This is a genomic window from Pantoea sp. ACRSB, from assembly GCF_022346905.1.
Lineage (GTDB): Bacteria > Pseudomonadota > Gammaproteobacteria > Enterobacterales > Enterobacteriaceae > Pantoea > Pantoea piersonii.
Genome location: NZ_JAKRNL010000001.1, coordinates 101,613 through 127,022, shown reverse-complemented (window position 1 = coordinate 127,022; position 25,410 = coordinate 101,613). Strand labels below are relative to the sequence as shown.

Here is a 25,410-nt window from a genome sequence, read left to right as displayed (position 1 = left end):
ATGAATACTTCTGCGTTAAAAAAACGTCTGACCACCTCGGCGATGATCGCCTCGATTGCCGCTGAGGGCCAGCCCACGGAATCCGCGCCCTTTGGCCATGCGCTGGTCAGCCTGGCGCGTCAGCGTCAGGATATCGTCGGGCTAACCGCCGATCTGAGCAAATATACCGATCTGCATCTTTTCGCCGAGGCTTTTCCCGATCGTTTCTTTCAGATGGGAATGGCGGAGCAGCTGCTGATGAGCGCCGCCGCCGGTATGGCGCGCGAAGGCTTTACGCCCTTTGTGACAACCTATGCGGTGTTTGCTTCGCGCCGCGCCTATGACTTTATCTGTATGGCGATAGCCGAAGAGAACCTTAATGTAAAAATCGCCTGCGCCCTGCCCGGCCTGACAACCGGCTACGGCCCAAGCCATCAGGCGACGGAAGATCTGGCGATATTTCGCGGTATGCCCAACCTGACGATTATCGATCCCTGCGATTCACGGGAGATCAGCCAGGTGGTGCCCGCTATCGCCGAACATCAGGGGCCGGTCTATATGCGGCTGCTGCGCGGCAAAGTCCCGCTGGTGCTGGATAAGTATGGCTACCGCTATCAACACGGCAAAGCGCAGCGCCTGCGCTCGGGCAAACATGCGGTGATTATCAGCAGCGGCTTAATGACGATGCGCGCGCTGGAAGCGGCGGAACAGCTGGAAACTTGCGGCATTGAGGTAGGCGTGGTGCATTCCCCGGTGATCAAGCCGCTGGATGAGACGACCATACTGCGTGAGGCTGGCGAAGCCGCCAGCGCGGGGAGACTGGTGATTACGGCGGAAAACCACTCGATTACCGGTGGCCTGGGCGAAGCCATTGCGGCGTTGCTGCTGCGCCACGGCATAACGCCTGGCTTCCGTCAGATCGCCCTGCCCGATGCCTTTCTGGCGGCTGGCGCGCTGCCGACGCTACACGACCGCTACGGTATTTCCACCGAGGCGATGGTGACGCAGATTACGGCCTGGCTGGAGCATGGTCTTTAAGCGAAAAATCATCCGGAAGCCCTGCGCTTCCGGATAGTTTAGCGAACCGGCGCTTTCATTCTGGAGACACTGATGTGTTAGCGCTGTTGTTAACTGGTTTTATTAAACATCATTTGTATGATGTAACTAATAAGGATTGTTCTGTTCATCACTCCTCTCAGCGCTATATACTCCGCGACATATCGTTTTGTGGAGTTCATTATGTCCCGCTTTTTGCGCCATTCTCTCTTTGCTGGCCTGCTCGCGCTGAGCGCTTTTAACAGCCAGGCAAGCCGCGTAATTACCGATCAGCTTGGTCGTCAGGTCACCCTGCCCGATCGCGTTGACCGCGTCGTCGTGTTGCAGCATCAGACGCTGAACCTGCTGGTTCAGCTTAACGCCACCGACAAAATTGTCGGTATCCTCGCTAACTGGAAACAGCAGCTTGGCGACAGCTATGCGCAGCTGGTGCCGGAACTGACGCATAAAGCAATGCTCGGCGACCTCACCCACGTTGACGTGGAAAGCCTGGTGGCGCTGCATCCTCAGGCGGTATTTGTCACCAACTACGCCCCGCAGGAGATGATTAATAAAATTTCCGCGCTGGGCATCCCGGTTATCGCGATTTCTTTACGCCATGACGACCCCGGCCAGCAGGGGAAGATAAACCCCGGTATGCAGAATGAAGAACGGGCCTATAACCTCGGATTGAAAGAAGGTATTACGCTGATCGGCGAGGTGGTCAATAAGCCGCAGGAGGCGAAAGCCCTGATTGACGCTGCTTTCGCCGGCCGCAAGCTGGTCAGCGACCGCCTGGGTTCCCTGCCCCAACAACAGCGGGTGCGCGCCTATATGGCTAACCCGTCGCTCACCACCTACGGCTCGGGCAAATATACGGGCCTGATGATGGCCCATGCCGGTGCCTTAAACGTTGCGGCAGCAACCGTACAGGGATTTAAGCAGGTCAGCATGGAGCAGGTTATCTCCTGGAATCCACAGGTGATTTTTGTGCAGGACCGCTACCCTGAGGTCGTCGGTGAAATCAACCAGGATGCGCAGTGGCAATCCATCGACGCAGTGAAAAACCATCGCGTCTGGCTGATGCCTGCCTACGCTAAGGCGTGGGGTTATCCCATGCCGGAGGCAATAGGTCTGGGCGAGCTGTGGATGGCGAAAAAGCTCTACCCGGAAAAGTTCCGCGATATCGACATGCAGCAGCAGGCCGATCGCTGGTATCAGCGCTTCTACCGCACCCATTATGTCGACGATGCTGCGCGTACTGGCAGCCGGTAGTTTGCGGCCCGTCTGGCCGGAGCTGATGACCGCTTTTAACGCGCAAAGCGGCCTCGCGGCTGAAACGCTATTCGGCCCGGCCGGGCTGCTGCGTGAGCGTATTGAGCAGGGCGAGCCGTGTGCCCTTTTCGCCTCCGCCAGTCTGGCGCATGCGGATGCGCTGGTACGGCAAGGGATGGCAAGCGAAAGCCGGGTTTTTACCGCTAACCGCCTCTGCCTGACCGCCAGAGCCGAAGTGGTGAATGCTGCGGACAGCTGGCTCACTCTGCTACAGCGCCCGGAACTGCGGCTGGCGACTTCAACGCCGCTCAGCGATCCTTCAGGCGATTACACCTGGCAGATGTTCGCCGCGCTGGAGAGGCGTTATCCAGGTTTGGGTGACAATCTTCGCCAGCGCGCGCAGACGCTGGTAGGCGGCACCGACAGCCTTCCGTTGCCCGCAGGCGCGTTGGCCGCGCACTGGCTGTTGAGCAATGGTTACGCCGATCTCTTTATTGGCTACGCCAGCTATGCGCCGCGTCTGGCGATGTTCCCTGCCCTCAGGGTGTTCGACATTCCTGCCGCTGACAATATTTTTGCGCACTATGGCTATGCGATCTGTCAGCCATCGGCCCAGCCGCTGGCGCGTTTTCTGCACTCGGCAACGGCGCAGACGATGCTGCTGCAATATGGTTTTTTGCTGCCTGAGCCACAGAGTTAAGCGGCAGGGTTGTGTTTTGGCCGTTGCGACGCGATGCTGGGCGCTGTTATTTCCACCAGCAGGAGAAATGATGGAAAACCCGCTCTGCCGCGCGCTACAGCTAGCGTTCCCTCTGATTCAGGCCCCGATGGCGGGCGTCTCCACCCCGGAACTGGCCGCCGCCGTAAGCAACGCTGGCGCGCTGGGTTCGATTAGCCTCGGCGCGTCAAATCTGGCGCAGGCCAGCGCCATGCTGAGCCGTCTGCGCCAGCTGACCACCGGACCGGTTAATATCAATCTCTTCTGCCACGCGCCGCCGCAGCGCGATACTGAGCGTGAAAGCGCCTGGCTGGCGCGGTTTACACCGCTGTTTGAGCAGTATGGCGCGTCGCCGCCTCTGTCGCTGACTGAGATCTACCCCACTTTTAATACCGACTCCCCGCTGCTTGAGCCAATCCTGAACGCGGCTCCCGCAGCGGTAAGCTTTCACTTCGGTCTGCCGGAACAGAAAGTTATCGACCAGCTGAAAAGGCAAGGCATAGTGACGCTGGCCAGCGCTACCTCCGTTGACGAAGCGCGCCTGGCCGCTGCCGCAGGCATCGATTTCGTGGTGGCACAGGGCATTGAGGCGGGCGGCCATCGCGGCCTTTTCGATCCGCAAAAAACGGATACGCAAATGAGCACCATGACGCTGGTGCAGGCGATAGTCAGGTCGTGCGATCTTCCCGTTATCGCCGCAGGCGGCATTATGGACGGCAACGCCATCGCCGCCATGATGAAGCTGGGCGCAACGGGCGTGCAGCTGGGAACGGCCTTTGTGCTCTGCCCGGAATCAGCCGCTAATGCCGCTTATCGCGCGGCGTTAAAAAACCACGCAGCCGCCGGGACCGAAATGACCGCCGCGATTTCCGGGCGACCGGCGCGCTGTCTCAGCAACGCCTTTTGCCGCTATACGCGCGGTATCCCTCGCGAGGCGATCCCTGATTATCCGCTGGCCTACTCGCTGGGCAAAGATCTGGCCGCCGCGGCCGCCGCTCAGGGCGAACACGGCTTTGGCGCGCAGTGGGCGGGCCAGGGCGCGATGCTGGCGCGGGAAATGGCCGCGGCAGAGCTGGTTAAGATCCTGATAACCGAGTATCACGCAGCGCAGTAGCGCGACGCCCTTTCAGCGAGAAGGATCCGCCAGCAACAAGAGCAGCGGTACCAGCGAGAGGCCGTCTGGCATTTCGCCGCTGGCGATGAGCTGCCGGATCTCCTCACGGGTAAACCAGCCGGTATCCATCACTTCATCCTGATCCTCATCCATGCCGACATATTCAAGATCGGTGGCAAGATGGGTAATAAACAGCTGATCGCTGCTTCCGTAGGAGGGGTTGTAACGAATAAGCTCACGGATGCTTTTCGCGCGATAGCCGCTCTCTTCAAGCAGCTCGCGTCGCGCGGCGCATAAGGGCGTTTCATCAACATCAACGCCGCCGGAAGGGATCGCCCAGACCACGCGGTCGATCAGATAACGATACTGTTTGATCAGCAGGATCTTATCCTGCTGCATCGCCACAATACCTACCGCGGGACGTTCATGATGGACGGCATAGAAATCACGACGTTCCTGTTCGCTAAGCGCAATACTCGCCTTCTGCACGCTAAACCAGGGGTTATGATAAAGGGTCTGTACCTCGTGAATATCCGCCTCGGTGAGCTGTTTTTTCACGTTCTTCTCCCGTCGATGAAAGTGAAATAAGGTACCTTAATGCCCGACCGTTTTGGAAAAAAGGTTTACCACCAGCACCCCGGCAATAATCAATCCAAGGCCCAGAATGGCAGGCAGGTCCAGCTTCTGTTTGAACACCACCCAGCCAACCACGGAAATCAGCACAATCCCGACGCCCGACCAGATGGCGTAGGCGATACCGGCCGGCATGGTGCGCAGCACCAGCGTCAGGAAATAGAATGCGATGGCATATCCTGTCACCGTTGCCACCGCGGGCCACAGGCGGGTAAAAGATTCGGAAGCTTTCAGACAGCTGGTTGCGATCACTTCCGCCACTATAGCGATAAACAGATAAACGTAAGACATAACATTCCTAAAAACGCGCCGAGACTGCCCGGCAGTAAAGCCGGTTCAGGTGACAGAAAAATGACTATTTTAGGTGATGGCAGGCCGGACAGGGAAACGGCGACAGGATGGTTTGACCTGAATCAATAAACGGCAAACCGCAGGATTTGCCGTTTATGCCTTATCTGCACTGGCTGGCGCAGTTCTGCACGCAAATTTGCGCTTCGCTGCTACAGGAGCCGTTTCCGCGCGTATTGCAGTGTGAACGCTCTACGTAGCAGTTCTGCTGGCAGCTGGCGAGATCGCATTTAGCCGCAACAGGCGTCAGCTGAACAACAGGCGCGCGTGGGGTAAACAACGCCTGAGAGGCGGTCGGTTGCGCAACGGCGCTCTGCCCCAGCAGCAAGGCGCTCAGCATCAGTATGATGTAACGAGTTTTCATCTTTACTCTCCCTGGGTTCGACACCGGCTAAGTATGGCTGGCGAACGGGCAAATGTCTGTGCGCGGAATACAAAAGCCTCTGCTGGTTACAGCTGCTGTATGAAACGAAAGATTCATCCATATCACTACGCACCAGAATAAGGCATTTTACTGGCCTCTCTGCCCGTTACTGGCGCGTCCACCCTTCCTTATTTCTGCTATCGCCCCGCTATATGCCCCTGTCGTGTTGGTACAAAAGTTGCAGCTTTTACCCCATCAACAAGGAGGAAGGTATGAAAGCGATTATCACTGGCGCCGGTATTGGCGGAATGTGCGCGGCTATCGCGCTGGAAAAAGTGGGCATCGAAACCGCCGTTTTTGAAGCCGTAAAGGAGATGAAGCCGGTCGGCGCGGCCATCTCTGTCTGGCCGAACGGCGTGAAATGCCTTAATGCGCTGGGTCTGAAAGCGCAGCTGCGCGCGCTGAGCGGAAATATGGCCTATATGGCCTACCAGGATTTCGCCAGCGGCACGACCCTGACGCGTTTCAGTATGGAGCCGCTGGTACGCCAGGTCGGCGAATATCCCTCTCCGGTAGCGCGCGCCGAACTTCAGGCGATGCTGATAGAGAGCTATGGCCGCGAACGCGTCAGCTTTGGCAAACGCGTGACGCAGGTCACCCAGCACAGCAACGGTGTTACCGCCACCTTTGAAGATGGCACGCTGGCACACGGCGATCTGCTGGTCGCCGCCGACGGCACGCATTCAGTTATCCGTCATAGCGTGCTGGGCGAAACAGTCGAGCGCCGCTATGCCGGCTATGTGAACTGGAACGGGCTGGTGGAGATCGATGCGTCGCTGGCGCCCGACGACCAGTGGACGACTTTCGTCGGCGAAGGCAAGCGCGTCTCGTTAATGCCGGTCAGCGGCAACCGCTTCTATTTCTTCTTTGACGTGCCCTTACCGAAGGGGCTGGCGGAGGATCGCAGCACGCTCAAAGCGGATTTACGCCGTTACTTCCACGGATGGGCGCAGCCTGTGCAGCGACTGATTGAGGCTATTGATCCCGCTACCACCAACCGCGTTGAGATCCATGATATCGAGCCGTTCAGCCGTTTCGTCAACGGCCGTATCGCGCTGCTGGGCGATGCGGCGCACAGCACGACGCCCGATATTGGTCAGGGCGGCTGCGCGGCGATGGAAGACGCGCTGGTGCTGGCCTCCTCTCTTGCCGCCCACTCGCTGGGCATTGAGGACGCCTTGCTGCGCTATGAGGCGAGACGCGTCAGCCGCACCCGCGATCTGGTGCTGAAAGCGCGCAAACGCTGCGACATAACCCATGGCAAGGATCAGCAGGCGACCGCGGCCTGGTATCAGGAACTGCGGCAGGAAACCGGCGAGCGGGTGCTGGCGGGTATGTGCGAAACCATCGAGGGCGGCCCGCTGGGATAAAAAAGCGGGCATTGCGCCCGCTCATGGTTAATCCTCCAGACCGCGATTTTTCAGCATCGGCTCAAGCTGCGGCTCACCGCCGCGCCAGTTCTCATAGAGCTGCTTCAGGTCGCTGCTGTTGCCGCGCGACAGGATCATCTGGCGGAAGCGGTCGCCGTTCTCGCGCGACAGCCCGCCGTTCTCCACAAACCACTGATAGCCGTCGTCCGCCAGCATCTGCGTCCAGATATAGGCGTAATAACCGGCCGCGTAGCCGCCACCCCAGATATGCTGGAAATAGCTGGAGCGATAGCGCGGCGGTACGGCGGCCAGCGCCAGGTTATCGCTCTGCAGCGCCTGCTGCTCAAAGCCCTCTACTGACTGCGGTGCCTCGCCAACGCGGATGCTGTGCCAGTGCAGATCCAGCAGCGCGGCGGCCAGTAGTTCGCTCATGTCATAGCCTTTATTAAAGCGGCTGGCGCGTACGATTTTCTGATGCAGCGCTTCCGGCATCGCCTCACCGCTCTGATAGTGGCGGGCATAGTTCAGGAAGACCAGCGGCTCGCTTGCCCAGTGTTCGTTAAACTGAGAAGGAAACTCAACGAAATCGCGCGGCGTAGCGGTGCCGGAGAGGCTGGGATAGCGCTGGGTGGCGAACAGCCCATGCAGCGTATGGCCAAACTCATGGAACATCGTCACGACCTCATCCCAGCTGAGCAACGCCGGTTCGCCTTCCGGTGGTCGGGTGTAGTTGCAGACGTTATAGATGACCGGACGCGTCGCCAGCAGCCTGGACTGGTTAACGAAGTTGCTCATCCACGCGCCGCCGCCTTTGTTATCGCGCTTAAAGTAGTCGGTATAGAACAGCGCCAGCGGCGCATCGTCCACATCGAAAATCTCATATACGCGCACGTCAGGGTGGTACACCGGCAGATCGTGACGCTCGGTGAAGCGAATGCCGTAGAGCTGGCTGGCAGCCCAGAACACCCCTTTCTCCAGTACGGTGTTCAGCTCGAAATAGGGCCGAATCTGACTCTCATCCAGATCGTACTGCGCTTTACGCACCTGCTCGGCGTAGAAGTTCCAGTCCCAGGCGGCCAGGGTAAAATCGCCCTGCTGCTGGTCAATGGTCTGCTGAATAGCGGCCGCTTCGCGTTCGGCGCGCCCGCGGGCGGCCGGAACGATATGGCGCATAAAGGCGAACGCCGCGTCCGGGGTTTTTGCCATCTGATCTTTCAGCTGCCATTCGGCAAAGCTGGCGAAACCCAGCAGCTGCGCCTGTTGCGCGCGCAGCTGCGCCAGCTCCAGCACCAGCGCGCGGGTATCATTCTCATCGCCCTTTTCGCTGCGGCCGGTCGAGGCGGAAAAAAGCGCCTGCCGCGTCGCTCGTGAACGCAGCGCCTGCAGTGCCGGTTGCTGAGTGGTGTTCTGCAGCACCAGCAGCCAGGCATTCTCCAGCCCGCGTGCTTTCGCCGCCGCCTGCGCCACTGCGAGATCCGCCGGGCTCAGGCCATCAAGCGCGTCGGCGCTCTGTACCACCAGCCCGCCCGCTTTGGTGGCGGCCAGCAGTTTATTGGTGAAGCGCGTGCTGAGGCGCGCCGCCTGCTGGTTCAGCGCCTTAAGCTTCTGTTTAGCCTCTTCGTCCAGGCTGGCGCCGGACAGCTGATAGTGCTGCCAGGTCACTTCCACCAGCCGCAGCGACTCAGGATCGAGCGCCAGCGACTGACGCTGCTGATAAACAGCGTCAAGACGCGCGAACAGCGCGCTGTTCAGGACAATCTCATCGTTCAGCGCGGTCAGCTGCGGCGCAATCTCTTCATCGATCTGCTGCAGGTAATCGCTGGTATTGGCGGAGGTCATGGCACCAAAGACCAGATTAACGCGTTCGAGCAGCTGTCCGCTGCGCTCCAGCGCCTCAAAGGTGTTGGCGAAGGTAGGCGCCTCGGGATTTTGCGCAATCGCCTCAACCTCTTTACGCTTCTCCTCGATGCCCGCCTGAAGCGCGGGCAGAAAATCCTCTTCCTGAATCTGGTCAAACGGTGGCGCCTGGTAAGGTAACGTGCTCACCTGAAAAAACGGATTTTGTCTGACGTTCATGCCTCACTCCTGATTACCGTACAAAAGATTATCCTGGCAGGTTGCCGCGCCCGGAACAACTCAGCTCTGCCTCTTAGCGTCGTCGCGCCGCCATACCGCGCGTCCGTTTATCCAGGTCTCGGCGATATTACGATCGTCGCCCAGCGTCATCAGCACGAAAAGCTGCTCCCAGATATCCTTGCTGTTGCCCATGCGCAGTTGCTGCAGCGGTGAAACGGCTCGATCCAGCACCACGAAATCCGCCTCTTTGCCCGGCGCGAAATTCCCTGTTTTGTCATGCTGATCGAGCGCGTGCGCGCCGCCGAGCGTGGCGTGGTAGAAGGCTTCCGCGGCGCTCAGCCGATACTGCTGTAGCTGCCCCACCTTGTAGGCTTCCCCCAGCGTCTTAAGCATATTAAAGGTGGTGCCGGCGCCGATGTCTGTACCGATGCCAATTTTGACCTTCTGCTGCCAGCTGCGCTTCAGGTTGAACAGCCCGCTGCCGAGGAACAGGTTTGATGTCGGGCAAAAGGCGATGGCTGAGTCGGTCTCGTGCAGGCACTGCCACTCGCTCTCCTCCAGATGCAGGCAGTGCGCGAACATACTGCGTCGTCCGGTCAGCTGGTGGCGATGATAAACGTCGAGATAGCCCTCGTACTGCGGAAACAGCGATTTCACCCAGGCGACCTCCTGCGGGTTTTCACTGAGGTGCGTATGCAGCCAGACATCGGGGAACTCCTGGCGCAGCTGCTGCACCTTTTTCAGCAGCGCCGGCGTTGAGGTAGGCGCAAAGCGCGGCGTCAGCGCGTAGCTGAGCCGTCCGCGTCCGTGCCAGCGCTCAATCAGCGCCCGCGTCTCGGCATAGCTCTGCTCCGGCGTTTCCAGCAGCTCCTCCGGCGCGTTGCGATCCATCATGACCTTTCCCGCAATCAGCCGCATATCGATCGCTTCCGCCGCACTGAACAGCGCCTCGACTGACTGTGGATGAACGGTGCCGAATACCAGCGCGCTGGTGGTGCCGTTTGTCAGCAGCTGTTGCAGGAAAAAGGCGGACATGGCGGTGGCGTGCTCCACGCAGTGATACTGGCTTTCCACCGGAAACGTATACTGGTTCAGCCACGTCAGCAGCTGTTCGCCATAAGCGCCAATCATCTCCGTTTGCGGATAGTGGATATGCGTATCGACAAAGCCCGGCACAATCAGGCTGCCACGCAGATCGATCAGGCTGCCCGGCAGATGCGGCAGCGTCTCCCAGGCGTGCAGCCCGACGATACGCCCCGCCTCCAGCAGCAGAACGCCATCTTCGATATAGCGCGCCTGCGCCATAATCTCCTCAGGCTCGTGCGCAATATCGTTAAAATCGAAAAAGCTGGCGCGAATGGCAGTAGAGGTTAACGGCATAAAGGCTCCTTGATTCCGCGCTCGCTGGCGCAATTAACAGTCGGACAGTAAGCGATAAACTGCAACCCGCATGCCAGAAAATATAGAATATCAATATGTTATGTAAATGAGGCCTTAATGCGCCGGTCAGAAAAACGGTATCGTGTGCGCAACCGGTTGCCTGCATGAAAGGCGTCAGCAGGGAAAAAGGGTAACAAAGGAGCAGCGCTCGCCGCTGGTGCAGCGCGCGCTGAAACAGCGCACCCGCTCGTTTTACAGGATGAGCGCGCTTTGTCACTGCGTGGCGTTAGCTAAAAAAATCCCGATGACACAGTGAGTCACCGGGATGCTTTACTACCAGGAACGGCGCGCCTGAGCGGGTCACGCCGGACAGACCTTAACGGCCTGTTGAGAGGGTTTGCAGCACTTTCAGTTCGGCCACCGCTTCCTGCATGGCATCCATGCCAGCCGTCAGCGTGCGCAGGCTGTTCAGCTGTTTTGTTATATCTGCCCGCTCATGCCGCGTCTGATGACTCATCTCAGCAATCTTATCGGCCGCGTGAATACTGCGCTCCGCCATATCCGTAGCGGTTTGTACCGTACCGGTCGCCACGTCGCGAATACGCGAAATGGTGCTGACTGCATCGTTGATGTTGCTCGCCGTGGCTTCCGCCTGCTCTTTAGAAGAGTGAGCCAGACGGCGCACTTCCCCCGCCACAACGGCAAATCCCCTGCCCGCCTCGCCCGCCCGCGCTGCTTCAACTGCCGCGTTGAGCGCCAGAATATTGGTCTGGAAAGCGATATTGCTGATGCCAAGCGTGATGACGTTGATGCCATTTGAGATCTCTTCCAGATCGTCCAGCCCCTCGCCTAAACGGCTCTGCGCCTGCTGGCTCTCTTTCGCGATATCGCTGATGGCGCGGATACTGCTTTCGGCCATCACCAGCGCCTCACTCTGGCTCTGCGTTGCCGCTTCCAGCACCGGCAGCGCCTGAACAATAGGAGCCAGCTCCTGCTGATAATTCACGACGCGAGCCAGCACGCGCGACTGGACTCTGTTCAGTGCCTCCCAGCGACGCAGCGCACGCTGAGCGTAATGCGCGGCATAGCTGGCATACTCCACGGGAAACTGCGCCATCGCGTTGACATTGTGATTAAAAAACACCAGCGCAGAGAGCGTCTGGTTAATCGGCACGCCAAGTATTTCACCGAAGCTGGAGAAGCCGGCCGCGGGAATGCCTTTAAAAAAGTGGGCATCATGCAGCTTGTCGGCATTCCCCACGCGACGAAGTATGCAGTCGTTCATCAGGATTGCCGCGGGTTTACCGTGGCGCTGTGTAAACGCCTGCCAGTCACGGAGCGTCGCCTGTTTGAAGTCGGTCTCCCGCATTAAAAAGAGCCGGTCGCCAAACTCCAGATCGCAGAAAAAATGCACGTTCTGGCTGTCTATCTTCGCCACAGAACGAATAAAAAACGCCTCGCCTACCTTTACCGCAAAGGTCAGGCCTTTCAGTCGCTCATTAAGCTGCGTTTCGTTGCAGTTAAGGTGCTCTGTCAGCGCGCGGATAAAGGGCTGCTGCTGCCCCTGCTCATTAAACACCGAGGTCAGGGTGCGCGTAACCGGATCGGCTTCCGCAATTAACCAGCTTTTGTTAAGCGGCTCGAAGTTTTGGCTCTTAAAGGGGGAAAATGATTTGCCTGCTGCCATCTGGCAGAAAACGATTACCGCTTTCCCCTGCAACACGCGGCCGCCTACGCCGATCCAGGTGCCGTCAAAGGTCACGCGCCCGCCTGCAGAACCGCCAATGGCCAGGCAGGGAAAACGACCGCTGTTATACCAGGCCTGCATCAAAAAGCCTTCCGATGCTGAAAGTCCGTCGCAGTAGATCATGGCGAAGGTGCGGTCAGCAGAGAGCGGCATACGCACTTTCAGGGCTGCCAGCTCCCGCTCAATGGCGCTGATGCGATCGGTCGCGGTGTAGGTGTCTTGCAGATGCAGATCGACAATATGCGTTTCATGTTGCGCAATCAGAGTACGGGGCAACCAGAGCCAGCTACCTTCCTGTCCATCCCCTTTGCAGTATGTTGTCTGCCTGCCGCTGGCGCTGAGTGCGCCGTTAGAAGAGAGCGTTACGACGGTTAAATCTGCCGAGGTAAAACGTTGCCATGCCTGGCTGACCTTCTGAAAATCCGCCTCGGGCGGTACGAACGTCAACAAAATGCCCGCAGCGCGATTGCTGAGGCCTGCTGCAGAGAGAGAAGCGGGCAGATTTCCGCAGTTGAAAATGCCGTCCGCAGGCTGAGACGCACCTGTAATGCGGGAACCTGTAAAGAGCTGACTTATTGTCTTGATGGCAGACATATTATTGTTTCCTCTGCGATTAAAAGGAGTGCGTGTGCTGGTGTAGAAAAAAGGGAGGGCTAAAAGCAGGTCCGTTCGCAATCAGAACTCATGATCCATACTCATCTTCAGAGATGAGCTGTACCTGGGTTATCGACTAACGCGGCCATAGCTTCAGCGATTAGTGTGATTGCTTTGACTGATGTGAGGCGTGTCGTCTCGGCGGCCAGAGGCGAGATGGCGGCGCGGCGGAAAGAGCCTTGCGGGGCAGTATTCAGAGAAAGAGTTAACTGAAATAACTATGCGCTGGATAGTGAAGTGAAAAGCGCGGCCGTTTAGGCTCTTCTCATCCCACCGCACAACTTACCTATCGCGTTAAAGCTCCGTACTGCTTAATTATATACAGTCTAACTGTATATATTGCGGAGCCTGGTATGTCTGAAGAGAACAAAATCGTTGTGCAGCGCTTTAACCAGCAGGTGATTGCCGAAGGCAATCGTCAGGCGTTTGAGGATTTGGTTGCGCCCCGTTTCATCAATCGATCTGCCCCAGCGGGTACGGCCAACGATCGTGAAAGTCTGTGGCGTACCTTTAATCAGATCCTCTTTCCCGCGCTGACTGATTTGCAGGTCAGCATCGAAGATCAGATTGCCGAACGCGACTGGGTTACTACGCGTAAGACGATAGCAGGCGTGCACAACGGAGAGTTGCTGGGCGTGGCGCCCACCGGCAAAAAGCTAACCATTGCGGTAATGGATATGGTTCGCATTGAGAATGGGCAGTACGTCGAGCACTGGGGATTAAATACGCTCGCGCAAGTGGTAAACCAGCTCAAGCAGGATTAAAGCAGTTTACGCAGCGCCGCCAGGCCTTTCTGGAGATCCTCACATGCAGCAGCATCAAGCTTGTCGGCAATCTGCTTTGCTATCCACTCGCTACGTTGTGCCCGCGCGTCTGCCAGCGATGCGCGAGCGCTTTCACTAAGTACGATCAGCTGCGCCCGCGCGTCTTGCGGACTTTTTTGCCGCTGTACCAGACCTTGCTGCTCCAGCTCATTGATGACCAGACGCATACTTTGATGTTTAACACCGCGCAGACGGGCAAGCTCCGCGATAGAGAGTGCCTGATGCGTATCAAGCAGATCCAGGGTTTCATGCTGTGAAGTTCGTACGGTGGCGGTTGCCACGCGCGCATTGCGCACAAAAGCGCTGATAACCTGGCGCAGTTCATTAGCCAGCCGTTGAGTTTCAATGGTCAAGTGACGATTCCTGCACAGTAAGGGAGGGAGAGTATAAGCGATTTCAACGGGGTGTTGAGATACCCATAACCGCACGCCTCACGAATGGCAGGTTTATCAGAGCGGCAACAGCCACCGCTGTCAGCGCAAAATCAGAGGCAGACGCGTTTACCTTGCGCATTAATCACCACTTCGCCTTCCTCTTTGGTAAAGGCTCCCTGCTGCGGGTCAGGCAGAATATCCAGAACCGCTTCAGACGGACGGCAGAGTTTCGTACCGAGCGGCGTAACCACCACAGGTCGATTAATAAGAATGGGATAATCCAGCATGGCATCGAGCAGTTCGTCATCGCTGAACCGGTTTTCTGCCAGCCCTAGCTGCTCATAAGGGTCAGTATTTTTACGCAGCAGTTCCCGCACGCTTATGCCCATATCCTCAATCAGTTTTTTTAACTGGTCACGCGTCGGTGGCGTTTCCAGATACAGAATAACTGATGGCTCAACGCCGCTGTTGCGGATAAGCGCCAGCGCGTTGCGGGACGTCCCGCAGGCCGGATTGTGGTAAATAGTAATATCAGTCACAGATGTTCCTTCAGGTAAAGGTCAACAGCAGCAGGCCCATGATAATAACCGCAATACCCGCTAACTCAATGGGTTCTGGCTGATCAAATTCTTTCCTTTGGTCTGGTGGCACTGCTTTAGCGGATAACAAAAAGTTGCTGGCAGAAGCGCACCAGATTGAACGGCGCTATGTTTTTATCCGCATTCATGCCCCTGATGATATTAAAGGAGACCTGTGACTTGGGTACTTGCGTGCCAGAATTAATGCTTTCAAAACAGAGAGTAAAAATTTTGCGCCATTATACTCAGATTGTATCAAATCACATTCATAGCCAAATGAGACGCAATCCGTGAGCCGCAAACATTTACTTAATATACAAATTCTCTAATATAAAAGCGGTTAACCGTTCTGCCCTCCCTCAGGCAATTTCTTTACATATTGCCTGGCGAACGGTTAACACCCTTTACACTGACTTAAGGATTAAGCAGATGGCGCTAAACAGAAACTTACTACCTGATAACGCGGCTACTCCACTTTCTCTCCGTATCGGCAGGCGTATTGATAACCTCATCGAAAAATCACCTTTACCGAAATAATAGTGCCTACATATAAGATCTCTATTTTATAGCCCCAAAGATACAGCCGCAGATAATTACTCATTGTTATGCTTCATTAATTAATATTTTACCTGCAACTATGCTTTAGCAATACCTTTATCAAGGGAGAGAACTTTACCAGCGTTCGCAATAAGCGGCGCGAAAAGTAAACACACTGATTACACACGCCTCACCAGGGCATAGCCCGGCAGGTTTTCTGCCGGGATTTTTTTACTTAAAAATGAAGGGCATCAATGAATATCATGTTTAAGCAACTCCATGGCAATTTTATAAACCAGTTCTGGTTTTCGGTCAGGCAGCATTTTCTTTACTTTCTCTTCAATAGCGGTGTTCGTTACAAATTGATTATCCTGAAGCAGCTCCAGCACCGCCTGGCCAAACATCAGGCGACAAATGTGAATTGCATCTTTTACATATTTACTTTCCATAAGATCTCCTTGTAATTGAGATCTCAGGATAAGTTTCATTTGCCGTGGAGTAATAGTGATTTAAATATTTACCCAAATTAATAACTTACCTGCAAAATCCCCCTGGAAAACTATCGAAAAATTCGAAAATTTCTAACCTGTAAAATTTCGCTTGATAAAACAGCAGTGAAATCAAGCACAAGAAAGATCCAGCCTGGCTAACAAAACCAAATGAACATGATATACCTCAATAAAAAATGCTTTTCATGCCTTTCTGTTTACTTTGGGTTTCTTTTAAACCCTATATAATTCCTTTATTGAACGCGCCAGCATCACTAAAACACCGCCCGGCAGAGTCTGATATTGCAAGCCGACGGAAGAATTATTAAGAGACTTTCACATGAAAATATTGCCATCTCGTCTTTGTTTATATTGCGGCGCTCGCCGAACGGTTATACAACGCCTTTTCTCTGTAGATTCTTCTTTTTGTGATGAATGCTATTTCTCCCTCTACGGACTCATCAGAACTAAGGGCTGTCGCGATTAGGCAGTTCACATTAGCCCCTCTCTGTCGCTTGCTGTTCCCTCTGCCAGGGAATCGCTTCCAGACCCGTTTCGTTTTTTAACAGGACGGCGATCAATTGCCTGAGACGCTGTGATTAATGCTCTCTGCTTTACCGGGTTTGCGGTGGAAAGCAGACTCTTGCGCGTCCCTCTCTTGCCGCTGCGCAGATCTTATCCCCATCTGACCACGCGCAGAAAGCGTATGGCTCCCTGAGATGGTTACACCTCTGCGATTGAAGGCTGTTTTAGCATATCTTCCTGAAAATTTTCTGTGGTTCTGAGCAATGCTCCAGGCGCTAATAACCAGATCCCGGAGAAAAGGCGTTTCCATCTGGCCATTAACACTCCCTTTGGCAGTCGATCAGACCATCGCCCTCCGCCCTTAAATACCTGCGGCAGCTTCCTTAATTAGAGCGTTTTGGCCCGCAAACCTTTTTTGTTTGAAGATTTGCTCTTAATATCAAGGGACTATTAAACCTGCAATTGTTTAAGGAACAGTGAGATGATTATTTTTGTTACCGGCGCGACCGCCGGTTTTGGTCAAAGTATCACCCGCCGATTCATTGAAACAGGTCATAAAGTTATTGCCAGCGGACGCCGCGCTGAGCGTTTACAGGAGCTGAAAGAGGAGCTGGGCGAAAACCTCTATACCGTACAGCTTGACGTGCGCAACCGCGCCGCGATTGAGGAGGCGGTCGCCTCTCTGCCCGCCGAGTGGCGCAATATCGACGTGCTGGTTAATAACGCCGGACTGGCGCTCGGCATCGAGCCGGCGCATCGCGCCAACGTTGAAGACTGGGAAAATATGATCGACACCAATACCAAAGGGCTGGTCTATATGACGCGCGCCCTGCTGCCGGATATGGTGGAGCGCAACGTCGGCCATATTATCAATATCGGCTCCGTAGCCGGAAGCTGGCCCTATGCGGGCGGCAACGTCTATGGCGCGACCAAAGCCTTTGTGCGCCAGTTCAGCCTGAATCTGCGCACCGACCTGCATGGAACCGCGCTGCGCGTCACCGATATCGAACCAGGCCTGGTGGGCGGCACAGAGTTCTCTAACGTGCGCTTCAAAGGCGACGATGAAAAAGCGGATAAAGTTTACAAAGGCGCGACGGCGCTAACGCCGGAGGATGTGACCGAGGCTGTGTACTGGGTCGCCACGCTGCCGAAGCATGTCAATATCAACACGCTTGAAATGATGCCGGTAAGCCAGACGCAGGCCGGTCTGAAAGTGCACAAGCCCTGATGATGCCACAGGCCAGCCCGCCGGGCTGGCCTCTGTTCAGGCGCGACCCCAGCCCGCCACGATAATCAGCATGCCGCAAAACGCCACCAGCGCCCCGCTCCAGTCCCACGCGCTCAGCTTTACGCCATCCACCACGCGCAGCCACAGCAGCGCAGTCAGTACGTAAACGCCGCCGTAGGCCGCATATACGCGCCCGCTCGCCGCCGGATGCAGCGTCAGCAGCCAGACAAAAGCCGCCAGACTCAGCGCGGCAGGCAGCAGCAGCCAGGGGGAAGCGTTCTTTTTCAGCCACAGCCAGGGTAAAAAGCAGCCGACAATCTCCGCGATGGCGGTAAGAAAAAAGAGCAGCGCGGTTTTAACCAGCATGGGATCCTCTCGCAAAGGTAAACAGAACGCCCACTACTGGTGAGCAAATAAAGCGCGATGATATACTAAGCACTGCCTGCCGCAACCCTGAGTCACTCCTGCGCGCCAGGCATTAACCGAAGGAAAAGATGATGAAAAAATTGTTTCCGACCCTGCTCGCCGCGCTGCTGGCCAGCAGCGCGATGCTGACCGCCGTACAGGCCAGCGCCAATACCAGTCGCCTGATTATTGAAGATGGCAGCAGCGCCGCCAGTAACGAAGCCGCGCGTCAGAGCAAAGAGCAATGGAATGATACCCAGCGCCTGCGCCACAAAGTAAACACCCGCGCCGAGAAAGAGTTTGATAAAGCCGATCGCGCATTTGATACGCGCGACGCCTGTGAAAAAAGCTACAACGTTAACGCCTACTGGGAACCCAATACCCTGCGCTGCCTGGATCGCCGTACCGGCCGCCTGGTCACGCCCTGATTTTTCCCACGAAATGCTATAGTCAGTAAGGTTCACTACGCAAAAGGAGAAGATGATGAAGAAACAGACCGGAATGTTAATCGCAACTTTACTGGCGTTGCCGATGCTGGCACACGCCTCCTGTGAATCCGTCAAGGCGGATATCAGCCAGAAAATTATCCAGAACGGCGTCCCGGAATCGGGTTTCTCGCTGGATATCGTGCCTAACGATCAGGTTGACCAGGCAGGTGGCCAGGTGGTGGGCCATTGCGAAAACGACACACAGAAAATTGTTTATAAGCGCGTGGGACGCAGCGACGAGGGCAGCGTGCCCGACAGCGCGGGCAGCTCGCAGGACGCGCCTGCTCAGTAACCTTAAAGGGCGCGCAGTCGCCCTTTTTTATTCCGCATGCTCCGGCCGCTGTCGCGGCATCATCCACGCCACACCCAGCGCAAACAGCGCAATCACCAGCGCTACGACAAACACCCAGTGCAGCGAGGCGGCGATCGCCAGCACCATATGGTGCAGCGTTTCGCTGGAGAGCGCCTCGCGCGTCGGCGCGGACATAATCTGCTGCACCGGATCCTGCGCGTGCGGCAGCCGCTGCGACAGGTTGAGGTTCAGGACGGCGCCCATCAGCGCGGTGCCAACCGCTGACCCCATCATGCGGCTAAACATAATCGACGCGGTGCAGATGCCGCGAATATCGTAGTGCGCATGGTTTTGCACCGACACCAGAAAAGTGGTGCTGGTCATCCCCATGCCGGTACCGATAACAAAGGCGGTGGCACCAGCCTGAAACAGCGAGCTGTCAGCGCGCAACAGCAGCAGTAAGGCGCTGCCCGCGACCAGCAGCAGCGCGCCAAGCTGGGCGGTGAAGCGATAAGAGGTGCGCAGCATCAGCCGCCCGCTGAGCGTGCTGGCGAGCGGCCAGCCGATCGACATCATGGCCAGTGCGCTGCCCGCTTGCAACGGCGTGCCGCCGGTAATGCCCTGAATCCAGGTCGGCAAAAAGGCGCTGATCCCCATCATGGCCGCGCCGATAATCAGATTGCCGATATTCCCGGCGATAACCAGACGGCTACGCCATATCTCCAGCGGAAACAGCGGCGCAGCGGCGCGCAGTTCATGCTTTTTTAGCTGCCAGCCGGCGAACAGCGCCAGCAGCAGAAAAGCGATTAGCCAGTAGCCGAGCCACTCCGCCTGCAGCAGCGCCATCAGCAGCGCGCTGACGCTCACCATCAGCCAGACGCTACCCGTCACGTTAAGCGGCTGCGGCTTTTCTTCGATGCAGTGCGCAGGCAGAAAGCGCGCCAGCATCGCCATGCTGATAAGCCCTATCGGCAGATTGACCCAGAAGATCAGCGACCAGCTAAAGTGCTCCACCAGCCAGGCGCCGGTCAGCGGACCGACGATCGCCGCCACGCCCCATATGCTGGAGAGCCAGCCCTGCACGCTGGCGCGCTCGCGCGGCGAGTAGATATCCGCCACGATGGTTGAGCTGAGCGGCATAATGGCCCCTGCGCCTAACCCCTGAAAAGCGCGGAACAGGATCAGCCACAGCATGCTGTGGGCGAAGCCGCAAAGCACCGAGCCGACCAGAAACAGCGAGGTGCCAATAAAGAACATTCTGCGCCGTCCCCACATATCCGCCAGGCGACCATAAAGCGGCACGCTCACTGCCTGAGTCAGCAGATAGACAGAGAAAACCCAGCCAAACTGCGAAAAGCCGCCCAGATCGGCAATAATGGTCGGCATTGCCGTCGCGACGATAGTCACTTCAATCGCGGCCATAAACATCGCCAGCATACAGGCGAACAGGATCCAGCCGCGGTGGCTGACCTGCAGGTGTGCGCTCTCAGTCATACATCTCCCTTTTGTTATTCAGCAAGGCTAGCCTAAATTCGCGCCGCTGCTGTGCCTGGCGTGCGCTGTTTTTGTGACAGCGTAACAATTTGATAGTGAAAATGATTAATCACCTGTTGAAACCAGATGCCATGCGGCTCTACCCGCTGTTTCAGGGATTTCTATCTGTCTGATTTTTCCCATAAAAAGTGGCGCCCCCTTTTTTACGCTGCTATAGGCTTAATAGCTTTTTAGCCATACATACTCATCGGGCTGCGTTTTACCCGCCTGGATAACAAATCACAGGGAGAGATACCCCATGCAAAATGGTTCACTGGTCAGACGCGCCGGGCTTGCGCTGCTGGCTATTGTTTGTGTGCTTGCGCTGCTGGTCTGGGGCCTGGGCCTGGATACGCTGCGCGCGCGCCGGGTTGATCTGATCTATCTGGGTCAGCAGCATCTCTATCTGGTGTTCTGGTCGATGCTGTTTGCGCTGCTGGTCGGTATTCCCAGCGGCATTGTGCTGAGCCGCCCCTTTGCGCGCCGCTGGGCTGAATATGTGATGCAGATTTTTAACGTCGGCAATACGCTGCCGCCGCTGGCGGTTCTGGCGCTGGCGATGGTGGTTATCGGCATTGGTGATAAGCCCGCGCTTTTCGCTCTGTTCCTCGCTTCGCTGCTGCCGATTGTGCGCAATACCTTTTCCGGGCTGAGCGCGGTGCCGCCTTCTCTGATTGAGGCTGCAAAGGGCATCGGTATGACCCGGCTCCAGCGCCTGCGTCAGGTCGAACTGCCTAATGCCTGGCCGGTGATGCTGGCGGGCATCCGCATCGCGACCGCCATTAACGTCGGTACCGCGCCGCTGGCCTTTTTAATTGGTGCCAGCAGCTATGGCGAACTGATTTTTCCCGGCATCTACCTTAACGATTTTCCGACCCTGATCCTCGGCGCAGTCGCCACGGCGCTGTTCGCGCTGGTGCTCGATATGCTGCTGGCGGCGCTGGGACGCTACCTCAGCCCACACACGGCTTAATCACAGGAGACGTTATGACAATGCTGACGCGCTGGCTCAGACGCACCGCTGTGACCCTCGCCGCTACGCTGGCATTTAGCCAGGCGGTTCATGCCGCAGCGCCGCTGGTGATGGCGACCAAAAGCTTTACCGAACAGCATATCCTTTCCGCCATGACCGTAATGTGGCTGCAGAAAAAGGGCTTTCAGGTTATTCCCAAACGCAATATCGCGACCACCATCAGCCGCAACGCGATGCTGAATAAGCAGATAGATATGACCTGGGAGTACACCGGCACCTCGCTCATTATCTTTAACCACATCAAAAGGCCGCTCTCCTCTGAAGAAGCGTACCAGACGGTAAAATCCCTCGACGGCAAGCTGGGCCTGGTGTGGCTTAATCCGGCGCCGATGAATAATACCTATGCCTTTGCGATGAAGCGCGAACGGGCCGAGAAAGAAGGCATCAGCACCATGTCGCAGCTGGTGACGAAAATTGAGCAGATTCGCCAGCGCGATCCTGACCATAACTGGCGACTCGGGCTGGATCTGGAGTTTTCTGGTCGCTCCGACGGCATGAAACCGCTACAGGCCGCCTATAACCTGGCGCTGGACCGGCCGCAGATTCGGCAGATGGATCCAGGCCTGGTCTATAACGCGATACGCGACGGATTTGTCGACGCGGGCCTGATTTACACCACTGACGGGCGGGTGAAAGGTTTTGACCTGAAAGTGCTGGAGGATGACAAGCACTTCTTCCCAAGTTACAACGTCACGCCGGTGGTGCGTCAGGATGTGCTCGACAGCCATCCAGGCCTGGCAGAGGCGCTAAACCAGCTCACGCCGCTGCTTACCAGCGATGCGATTTCCGAGCTGAATAAGCGCGTCGATATCGATCATCAGTCGCCCGAGCAGGTTGCGCGCGATTTTCTCACAGCCAAAAACATGCTGTAAGGCGGTCATATGGATACCCTACATTACATCATAAACAACTGGAGCAGCTTGCTGGCTCTGACCTGGCAGCATACCTGGCTGGTGCTGGTGGCGGTGGGCTGCGCCATCGTCGCAGGCGTGCCGCTGGGCATTCTTATCGTGCGCGTCAGATGGCTGGCCGCGCCGGTGCTGGGCATCGCCACCGTCGTGCTCACCATACCCACCATTGCGCTGTTTGGCCTGATGATCCCGCTGTTTTCAATGATCGGTCAGGGCATCGGCGCGCTGCCCGCTATTACAGCGGTCTTTCTCTATTCGCTGCTGCCGATTGTACGCAACACCCATACCGCGCTGGAAAACCTGCCTGACGGCCTGCGCGAGGCGGGACGCGGCATCGGCATGACCTTCTGGCAGCGACTGCGCTGGGTGGAGATCCCCATGGCCCTGCCGGTGATCTTCGGCGGCATCCGTACCGCCGTGGTGATGAACGTCGGCGTGATGGCGATTGCGGCGGTAATCGGCGCGGGCGGCCTTGGACTGCTGCTGCTGGACGGCATCAGCGGCAGCGATATTCGTATGCTCATTGCCGGCGCGCTGATGATCTGCCTGCTGGCTATTATTCTCGACTGGCTGCTGCAGCGTCTGCAGTCAGCGCTGACTCCTAAGGGGATTCGATAATGATAAAACTGGAAAACCTGACGAAAACCTTTACCCAGAAAAACGGCACCAGCGTCACCGCCGTTGATAACGTCAGCCTGCATGTGCCGCAGGGCGAGATGTGCGTGCTGCTCGGCCCTTCAGGCTGCGGCAAGACCACAACCCTGAAGATGATTAATCGCCTTATTCCCAGCACCAGCGGCAAGATTCTGATTAACGGCGAAGATACCAGTACCCAGGATACCGTTACGCTGCGCCGCAACATCGGCTATGTCATCCAGCAGATCGGCCTGTTCCCCAATATGACTATTGAGGAGAACATTACCGTTGTGCCGCGCATGCTGGGCTGGGATAAAAAACGCTGCCGCGATCGCGCCACCGAGCTGATGAGCATGGTGGCGCTCGATCCCACAAAATTCCTCCACCGCTATCCGCGCGAAATGTCGGGCGGCCAGCAGCAGCGCATTGGCGTTATCCGCGCGCTGGCGGCGGATCCGCCGGTGCTGCTAATGGATGAACCCTTCGGCGCCGTTGACCCGATTAACCGCGAGGTGATCCAGAACGAGTTTCTCGATATGCAGCGTCAGCTAAAGAAAACCGTGATGCTGGTGAGCCACGATATTGACGAAGCGCTGAAGCTGGGCGACCGCATCGCCGTATTTGGTCAGGGCAAAATTGTGCAGTGCGCCAGCCCCGATGAGCTGCTGGCCAGCCCGAAAAATGAGTTTGTCGGCTCTTTTGTCGGTCAGGATCGCACGCTGAAGCGTCTGCTGCTGGTACAGGCAGGCGACGTGACCGATCAGCAGACAACGATTACCGTTAAGCGCGCGACGCCGCTGGCGGACGCTTTCGCCCTGATGGATGAAAACGATATGCGTTCGGTAACGGTGGTTGATAACGATGGCAAACCGCTCGGCTTTGTAAAACGTCGCGAGGCACGTAATGCCAGCGGGCATTGCGAAGAACTTCTGCATACCTTCCGGGTGACCGCTAAGGCGGAGGAGAATCTGCGCGTGGTGCTCTCTAAACTCTATGAGCACAATACCGTCTGGATGCCGATTGTCGATGAAGAGGGTCGCTACAGCGGCGAAATCTCTCAGGACTATATCGCCGACTACCTGAGTTCAGGCCGCACGCGCCGCCGCCTTAATCCTTAAGCCACCGGCCAGCGCATCAGCGGGAAGCAGGCAGTAGTGCCCGAACGGCACCTGGAACAAAACGCCGGGAGCACGCCTCAGGGATGAGGCGTCTGGCTGCGCGGGCCGGTATTAACAACACCGGCGTCTTTAAGGACTGCCAGCCCCCTGGGTTTACTGCTCGCCCGCCGTTTCGCCCTGCGGTAGCGACACAGCGCGCTGTTCGCTGGGCAACACCACATTGAGCAGGATCGCCAGCACGCCGCCGGTCGTCACCGCGTGGCCAAAAAGCTGGCTGACCAGCGGCGGTAGCTGCTTCAGCGCCTCCGGCACCGCTTCGACGCCCAGCCCCAGCCCAAACGACACTGCCACAATTAACATCTCCCGACGGCCCAGCGGGGTTTGCGTCAGGACGCGGATCCCGGCGGCCACCACGCTGCCGAACATCACCAGCGTCGCCCCGCCCAGCACCGGCGGCGGTATCTGCTGCATCAGCGCGCCGAAGGCGGGAAACAGTCCCAGCAGCGCCAGCATCACGCCCATTACCATGCCGACATAGCGGCTCGCTACGCCAGTCATCTGAATGACCCCATTATTCTGCGCAAAGGTGGTATTGGGAAACGCGGAAAACATCGCCGCCAGCATACAGCTGACGCCATCGGCGCAGAGCGCGCCCTGTAGCCGACGCTGAAACTGCGGGCCGACGATCGGCTGCTGCGACAGCATACAGTTAGCGGTAATGTCACCTGCCGCCTCAATAACGGCTATCACCGCCACCAGCGCAATCGGCAAGAAAATCGTCCAGTCAAAGGCGAAACCGAAGCGGAAAAAGCCAGGCAGCGCCAGCCAGCCCGTTTCAGGCTGCGGCGTCAGCACCAGCTTTCCGCTCAGCGCCGCGGCGAGGCAGCCGACGACGATCCCGGCGAGCACCGCAATCAGCCGCGCCCAGCGGTTACGCATCCGGTTCAGCGTAATAATCACCAGCAGCGTCAGACCGCCGAGCACCAGATTACCAGGCGCGCCGAAATTCGCGGCGTGGTGCCCGCCCGCCCAGTCGGTGATGCTCACCTTAATCAGGCTGATGCCGATCAGCGTAATCACCGTTCCGGTCACCACCGGCGTCAGAACGCGACGTAGCTGAGAGACGCAGCGGCTAATCAGCAACGGGATCAGCGCGGCGACCAGCGTGCAGCCGAAGATCATCGCCATGATCTCCTCCGGCGAGCCGCCGCGGTTTTTGACAATCATGCCGCCCGACAGGATAACGCCAAGAAAGGCGAAGCTGGTGCCCTGCAGGCAGATCATGCCCGCGCCTATTCCCGCCACGCGCCGCGCCTGAAGAAACGTGCCGATGCCAGAAACCAGCAGTGACATACTGATCAGGTAAGGGAGATAGGCCTGTAATCCCAGCACTGAGCTAATAATCAGCGGCGGTGTGATAACGCCCACGACGCTGGCCAGCAGATGCTGCAGCGCGGCGAAAAAAGCGGGCGCAGGACGAATGCGTTCGTCCAGTCCGTACAGCAATGCTTTCTCTTCTGTATGCGACATAATGATGCTCCGACTTCTTTGTGATTAACGCTGCTAATGCATTAATCACGCCATACGCGGAGCAAATGGCAAAACTGCACCCTAACTGGTTGAACCAGATGAAATTTAATTAGAAATGCGCTGCGCCTGCCTCTGAAACTATCGGTACAGCCGCAGC

Annotated in this window: 25 protein-coding genes; 13 read left to right on the top strand and 12 right to left on the bottom strand. The window is 57.1% G+C overall.

The genetic code is table 11. The features are described 5' to 3' along the window. The 4 genes from MHZ89_RS00625 (at position 1) to MHZ89_RS00610 (ending at position 4,121) form a co-directional block, all read left to right on the top strand. The gene (locus MHZ89_RS00625; RefSeq protein ID WP_311781435.1) at positions 1–1,017 is read left to right on the top strand and encodes a transketolase family protein; all 1,017 of its coding nucleotides are present in this window, start codon (positions 1–3) and stop codon (positions 1,015–1,017) included. 201 nt (positions 1,018–1,218) lie between these two features. Next, on the top strand, positions 1,219–2,289 hold the full coding sequence (locus tag MHZ89_RS00620) for an ABC transporter substrate-binding protein (RefSeq protein WP_311781434.1): 1,071 nt from the start codon (positions 1,219–1,221) through the stop codon (positions 2,287–2,289). Then, the gene (locus tag MHZ89_RS00615) at positions 2,255–2,989 is read left to right on the top strand and encodes a substrate-binding domain-containing protein (RefSeq protein WP_311781433.1); all 735 of its coding nucleotides are present in this window, start codon (positions 2,255–2,257) and stop codon (positions 2,987–2,989) included. The genes MHZ89_RS00620 and MHZ89_RS00615 overlap by 35 nt, the downstream gene beginning before the upstream one ends. A gap of 70 nt (positions 2,990–3,059) precedes the next feature. Continuing rightward, on the top strand, positions 3,060–4,121 hold the full coding sequence (locus tag MHZ89_RS00610) for a nitronate monooxygenase (protein WP_311781432.1): 1,062 nt from the start codon (positions 3,060–3,062) through the stop codon (positions 4,119–4,121). Positions 4,122–4,133: 12 nt separating this feature from the next. Here the strand turns inward: MHZ89_RS00610 and MHZ89_RS00605 are convergent, their stop codons facing one another. From MHZ89_RS00605 to MHZ89_RS00595, 3 genes are all read right to left on the bottom strand, one after another. Continuing rightward, on the bottom strand, positions 4,134–4,679 hold the full coding sequence (locus MHZ89_RS00605) for an NUDIX hydrolase (RefSeq protein ID WP_311781431.1): 546 nt from the start codon (positions 4,677–4,679) through the stop codon (positions 4,134–4,136). 36 nt (positions 4,680–4,715) lie between these two features. After that, on the bottom strand, positions 4,716–5,045 hold the full coding sequence (locus tag MHZ89_RS00600; protein WP_311781430.1) for an SMR family transporter: 330 nt from the start codon (positions 5,043–5,045) through the stop codon (positions 4,716–4,718). A 160-nt stretch (positions 5,046–5,205) separates the two neighbouring features. Next, a complete protein-coding gene (locus tag MHZ89_RS00595; RefSeq protein WP_311781429.1) occupies positions 5,206–5,466 on the bottom strand; it encodes a hypothetical protein in 261 nt (86 codons plus the stop codon). A gap of 272 nt (positions 5,467–5,738) precedes the next feature. Between MHZ89_RS00595 and hpxO the strand changes: the two genes are divergently transcribed. Next, entirely contained in the window at positions 5,739–6,896 is a 1,158-nt protein-coding gene (gene hpxO, locus MHZ89_RS00590; protein WP_311781428.1) for an FAD-dependent urate hydroxylase HpxO, read from the top strand. Positions 6,897–6,923: 27 nt separating this feature from the next. Here the strand turns inward: hpxO and dcp are convergent, their stop codons facing one another. The 3 genes from dcp to MHZ89_RS00575 form a co-directional block, all read right to left on the bottom strand. After that, positions 6,924–8,972 carry a peptidyl-dipeptidase Dcp gene (gene dcp, locus MHZ89_RS00585; RefSeq protein WP_311781427.1) on the bottom strand — a complete coding sequence of 683 codons (2,049 nt, stop codon included), beginning with the start codon at positions 8,970–8,972 and terminating at the stop codon, positions 6,924–6,926. 60 nt (positions 8,973–9,032) lie between these two features. Then, entirely contained in the window at positions 9,033–10,352 is a 1,320-nt protein-coding gene (gene guaD / locus MHZ89_RS00580) for a guanine deaminase (protein WP_311781426.1), read from the bottom strand. 376 nt (positions 10,353–10,728) lie between these two features. Continuing rightward, positions 10,729–12,693, bottom strand: a complete 1,965-nt coding sequence (locus tag MHZ89_RS00575) for a methyl-accepting chemotaxis protein (protein WP_311781425.1) — start codon at positions 12,691–12,693, stop codon at positions 10,729–10,731. A gap of 413 nt (positions 12,694–13,106) precedes the next feature. Between MHZ89_RS00575 and MHZ89_RS00570 the strand changes: the two genes are divergently transcribed. Next, on the top strand, positions 13,107–13,517 hold the full coding sequence (locus tag MHZ89_RS00570; protein ID WP_311781424.1) for an ester cyclase: 411 nt from the start codon (positions 13,107–13,109) through the stop codon (positions 13,515–13,517). On the opposite strand, the gene MHZ89_RS00565 is transcribed toward MHZ89_RS00570, so the two are convergent. From MHZ89_RS00565 to MHZ89_RS00555, 3 genes are all read right to left on the bottom strand, one after another. After that, on the bottom strand, positions 13,514–13,930 hold the full coding sequence (locus tag MHZ89_RS00565; protein WP_311781423.1) for a MarR family transcriptional regulator: 417 nt from the start codon (positions 13,928–13,930) through the stop codon (positions 13,514–13,516). The genes MHZ89_RS00570 and MHZ89_RS00565 overlap by 4 nt on opposite strands. A 131-nt stretch (positions 13,931–14,061) precedes the next feature. Continuing rightward, the gene (gene arsC / locus MHZ89_RS00560) at positions 14,062–14,490 is read right to left on the bottom strand and encodes a glutaredoxin-dependent arsenate reductase (RefSeq protein WP_311781422.1); all 429 of its coding nucleotides are present in this window, start codon (positions 14,488–14,490) and stop codon (positions 14,062–14,064) included. A gap of 827 nt (positions 14,491–15,317) precedes the next feature. Then, the gene (locus tag MHZ89_RS00555; RefSeq protein WP_311781421.1) at positions 15,318–15,515 is read right to left on the bottom strand and encodes a hypothetical protein; all 198 of its coding nucleotides are present in this window, start codon (positions 15,513–15,515) and stop codon (positions 15,318–15,320) included. A gap of 1,045 nt (positions 15,516–16,560) precedes the next feature. Here MHZ89_RS00555 and ydfG point away from each other — a divergent pair. Further along, the gene (ydfG, locus tag MHZ89_RS00550) at positions 16,561–17,307 is read left to right on the top strand and encodes a bifunctional NADP-dependent 3-hydroxy acid dehydrogenase/3-hydroxypropionate dehydrogenase YdfG (protein ID WP_311781420.1); all 747 of its coding nucleotides are present in this window, start codon (positions 16,561–16,563) and stop codon (positions 17,305–17,307) included. Between the two features lie 36 nt (positions 17,308–17,343). Here the strand turns inward: ydfG and MHZ89_RS00545 are convergent, their stop codons facing one another. After that, positions 17,344–17,670, bottom strand: coding sequence for a YnfA family protein (locus MHZ89_RS00545; protein WP_311782234.1), 327 nt, complete (start codon positions 17,668–17,670; stop codon positions 17,344–17,346). 134 nt (positions 17,671–17,804) lie between these two features. Between MHZ89_RS00545 and MHZ89_RS00540 the strand changes: the two genes are divergently transcribed. Together MHZ89_RS00540 and MHZ89_RS00535 are read left to right on the top strand one after the other, a co-directional pair. Further along, positions 17,805–18,140: a DUF1283 family protein gene (locus MHZ89_RS00540; protein WP_311781419.1), complete on the top strand. Its 336-nt coding sequence runs from the start codon at positions 17,805–17,807 to the stop codon at positions 18,138–18,140. A gap of 55 nt (positions 18,141–18,195) precedes the next feature. Continuing rightward, positions 18,196–18,492: a DUF1161 domain-containing protein gene (locus MHZ89_RS00535; protein ID WP_269950334.1), complete on the top strand. Its 297-nt coding sequence runs from the start codon at positions 18,196–18,198 to the stop codon at positions 18,490–18,492. Positions 18,493–18,519: 27 nt separating this feature from the next. On the opposite strand, the gene MHZ89_RS00530 is transcribed toward MHZ89_RS00535, so the two are convergent. Then, positions 18,520–19,986 carry an MDR family MFS transporter gene (locus tag MHZ89_RS00530; protein WP_311781418.1) on the bottom strand — a complete coding sequence of 489 codons (1,467 nt, stop codon included), beginning with the start codon at positions 19,984–19,986 and terminating at the stop codon, positions 18,520–18,522. Between the two features lie 298 nt (positions 19,987–20,284). On the opposite strand from MHZ89_RS00530, the gene osmY reads away from it, so the two are divergent. From osmY to osmV, 4 genes are read left to right on the top strand one after another with little or no spacing between them, the layout of a single operon-like run. Continuing rightward, the gene (gene osmY, locus MHZ89_RS00525; RefSeq protein WP_311781417.1) at positions 20,285–20,998 is read left to right on the top strand and encodes an osmoprotectant ABC transporter permease OsmY; all 714 of its coding nucleotides are present in this window, start codon (positions 20,285–20,287) and stop codon (positions 20,996–20,998) included. Positions 20,999–21,018: 20 nt separating this feature from the next. Next, the gene (locus MHZ89_RS00520; protein WP_311782233.1) at positions 21,019–21,930 is read left to right on the top strand and encodes a glycine betaine ABC transporter substrate-binding protein; all 912 of its coding nucleotides are present in this window, start codon (positions 21,019–21,021) and stop codon (positions 21,928–21,930) included. Between the two features lie 9 nt (positions 21,931–21,939). Continuing rightward, entirely contained in the window at positions 21,940–22,587 is a 648-nt protein-coding gene (gene osmW / locus MHZ89_RS00515) for an osmoprotectant ABC transporter permease OsmW (protein ID WP_126688884.1), read from the top strand. Beyond that, positions 22,587–23,723, top strand: a complete 1,137-nt coding sequence (osmV, locus tag MHZ89_RS00510) for an osmoprotectant ABC transporter ATP-binding protein OsmV (RefSeq protein WP_311781416.1) — start codon at positions 22,587–22,589, stop codon at positions 23,721–23,723. Before osmW ends, osmV begins: the two co-directional genes overlap by 1 nt. Positions 23,724–23,876: 153 nt before the next feature. Here osmV and MHZ89_RS00505 read toward each other — a convergent pair whose 3' ends face one another. Continuing rightward, positions 23,877–25,253, bottom strand: a complete 1,377-nt coding sequence (locus MHZ89_RS00505) for a nucleobase:cation symporter-2 family protein (protein WP_311781415.1) — start codon at positions 25,251–25,253, stop codon at positions 23,877–23,879. Positions 25,254–25,410: the final 157 nt, after the last annotated feature.

Coding starts and splice junctions, on each gene's coding strand:
- MHZ89_RS00625 (WP_311781435.1), top strand. CDS start 1: ATGAATACTTCTGCGTTAAAAAAACGTCTGACCACCTCGGCGATGATC.
- MHZ89_RS00620 (WP_311781434.1), top strand. CDS start 1,219: ATGTCCCGCTTTTTGCGCCATTCTCTCTTTGCTGGCCTGCTCGCGCTG.
- MHZ89_RS00615 (WP_311781433.1), top strand. CDS start 2,255: ATGTCGACGATGCTGCGCGTACTGGCAGCCGGTAGTTTGCGGCCCGTC.
- MHZ89_RS00610 (WP_311781432.1), top strand. CDS start 3,060: ATGGAAAACCCGCTCTGCCGCGCGCTACAGCTAGCGTTCCCTCTGATT.
- MHZ89_RS00600 (WP_311781430.1), bottom strand. CDS start 5,045: ATGTCTTACGTTTATCTGTTTATCGCTATAGTGGCGGAAGTGATCGCA.
- MHZ89_RS00595 (WP_311781429.1), bottom strand. CDS start 5,466: ATGAAAACTCGTTACATCATACTGATGCTGAGCGCCTTGCTGCTGGGG.
- hpxO (WP_311781428.1), top strand. CDS start 5,739: ATGAAAGCGATTATCACTGGCGCCGGTATTGGCGGAATGTGCGCGGCT.
- dcp (WP_311781427.1), bottom strand. CDS start 8,972: ATGAACGTCAGACAAAATCCGTTTTTTCAGGTGAGCACGTTACCTTAC.
- guaD (WP_311781426.1), bottom strand. CDS start 10,352: ATGCCGTTAACCTCTACTGCCATTCGCGCCAGCTTTTTCGATTTTAAC.
- MHZ89_RS00575 (WP_311781425.1), bottom strand. CDS start 12,693: ATGTCTGCCATCAAGACAATAAGTCAGCTCTTTACAGGTTCCCGCATT.
- MHZ89_RS00570 (WP_311781424.1), top strand. CDS start 13,107: ATGTCTGAAGAGAACAAAATCGTTGTGCAGCGCTTTAACCAGCAGGTG.
- MHZ89_RS00555 (WP_311781421.1), bottom strand. CDS start 15,515: ATGGAAAGTAAATATGTAAAAGATGCAATTCACATTTGTCGCCTGATG.
- ydfG (WP_311781420.1), top strand. CDS start 16,561: ATGATTATTTTTGTTACCGGCGCGACCGCCGGTTTTGGTCAAAGTATC.
- MHZ89_RS00540 (WP_311781419.1), top strand. CDS start 17,805: ATGAAAAAATTGTTTCCGACCCTGCTCGCCGCGCTGCTGGCCAGCAGC.
- MHZ89_RS00535 (WP_269950334.1), top strand. CDS start 18,196: ATGAAGAAACAGACCGGAATGTTAATCGCAACTTTACTGGCGTTGCCG.
- MHZ89_RS00530 (WP_311781418.1), bottom strand. CDS start 19,986: ATGACTGAGAGCGCACACCTGCAGGTCAGCCACCGCGGCTGGATCCTG.
- osmY (WP_311781417.1), top strand. CDS start 20,285: ATGCAAAATGGTTCACTGGTCAGACGCGCCGGGCTTGCGCTGCTGGCT.
- MHZ89_RS00520 (WP_311782233.1), top strand. CDS start 21,019: ATGCTGACGCGCTGGCTCAGACGCACCGCTGTGACCCTCGCCGCTACG.
- osmW (WP_126688884.1), top strand. CDS start 21,940: ATGGATACCCTACATTACATCATAAACAACTGGAGCAGCTTGCTGGCT.
- osmV (WP_311781416.1), top strand. CDS start 22,587: ATGATAAAACTGGAAAACCTGACGAAAACCTTTACCCAGAAAAACGGC.
- MHZ89_RS00505 (WP_311781415.1), bottom strand. CDS start 25,253: ATGTCGCATACAGAAGAGAAAGCATTGCTGTACGGACTGGACGAACGC.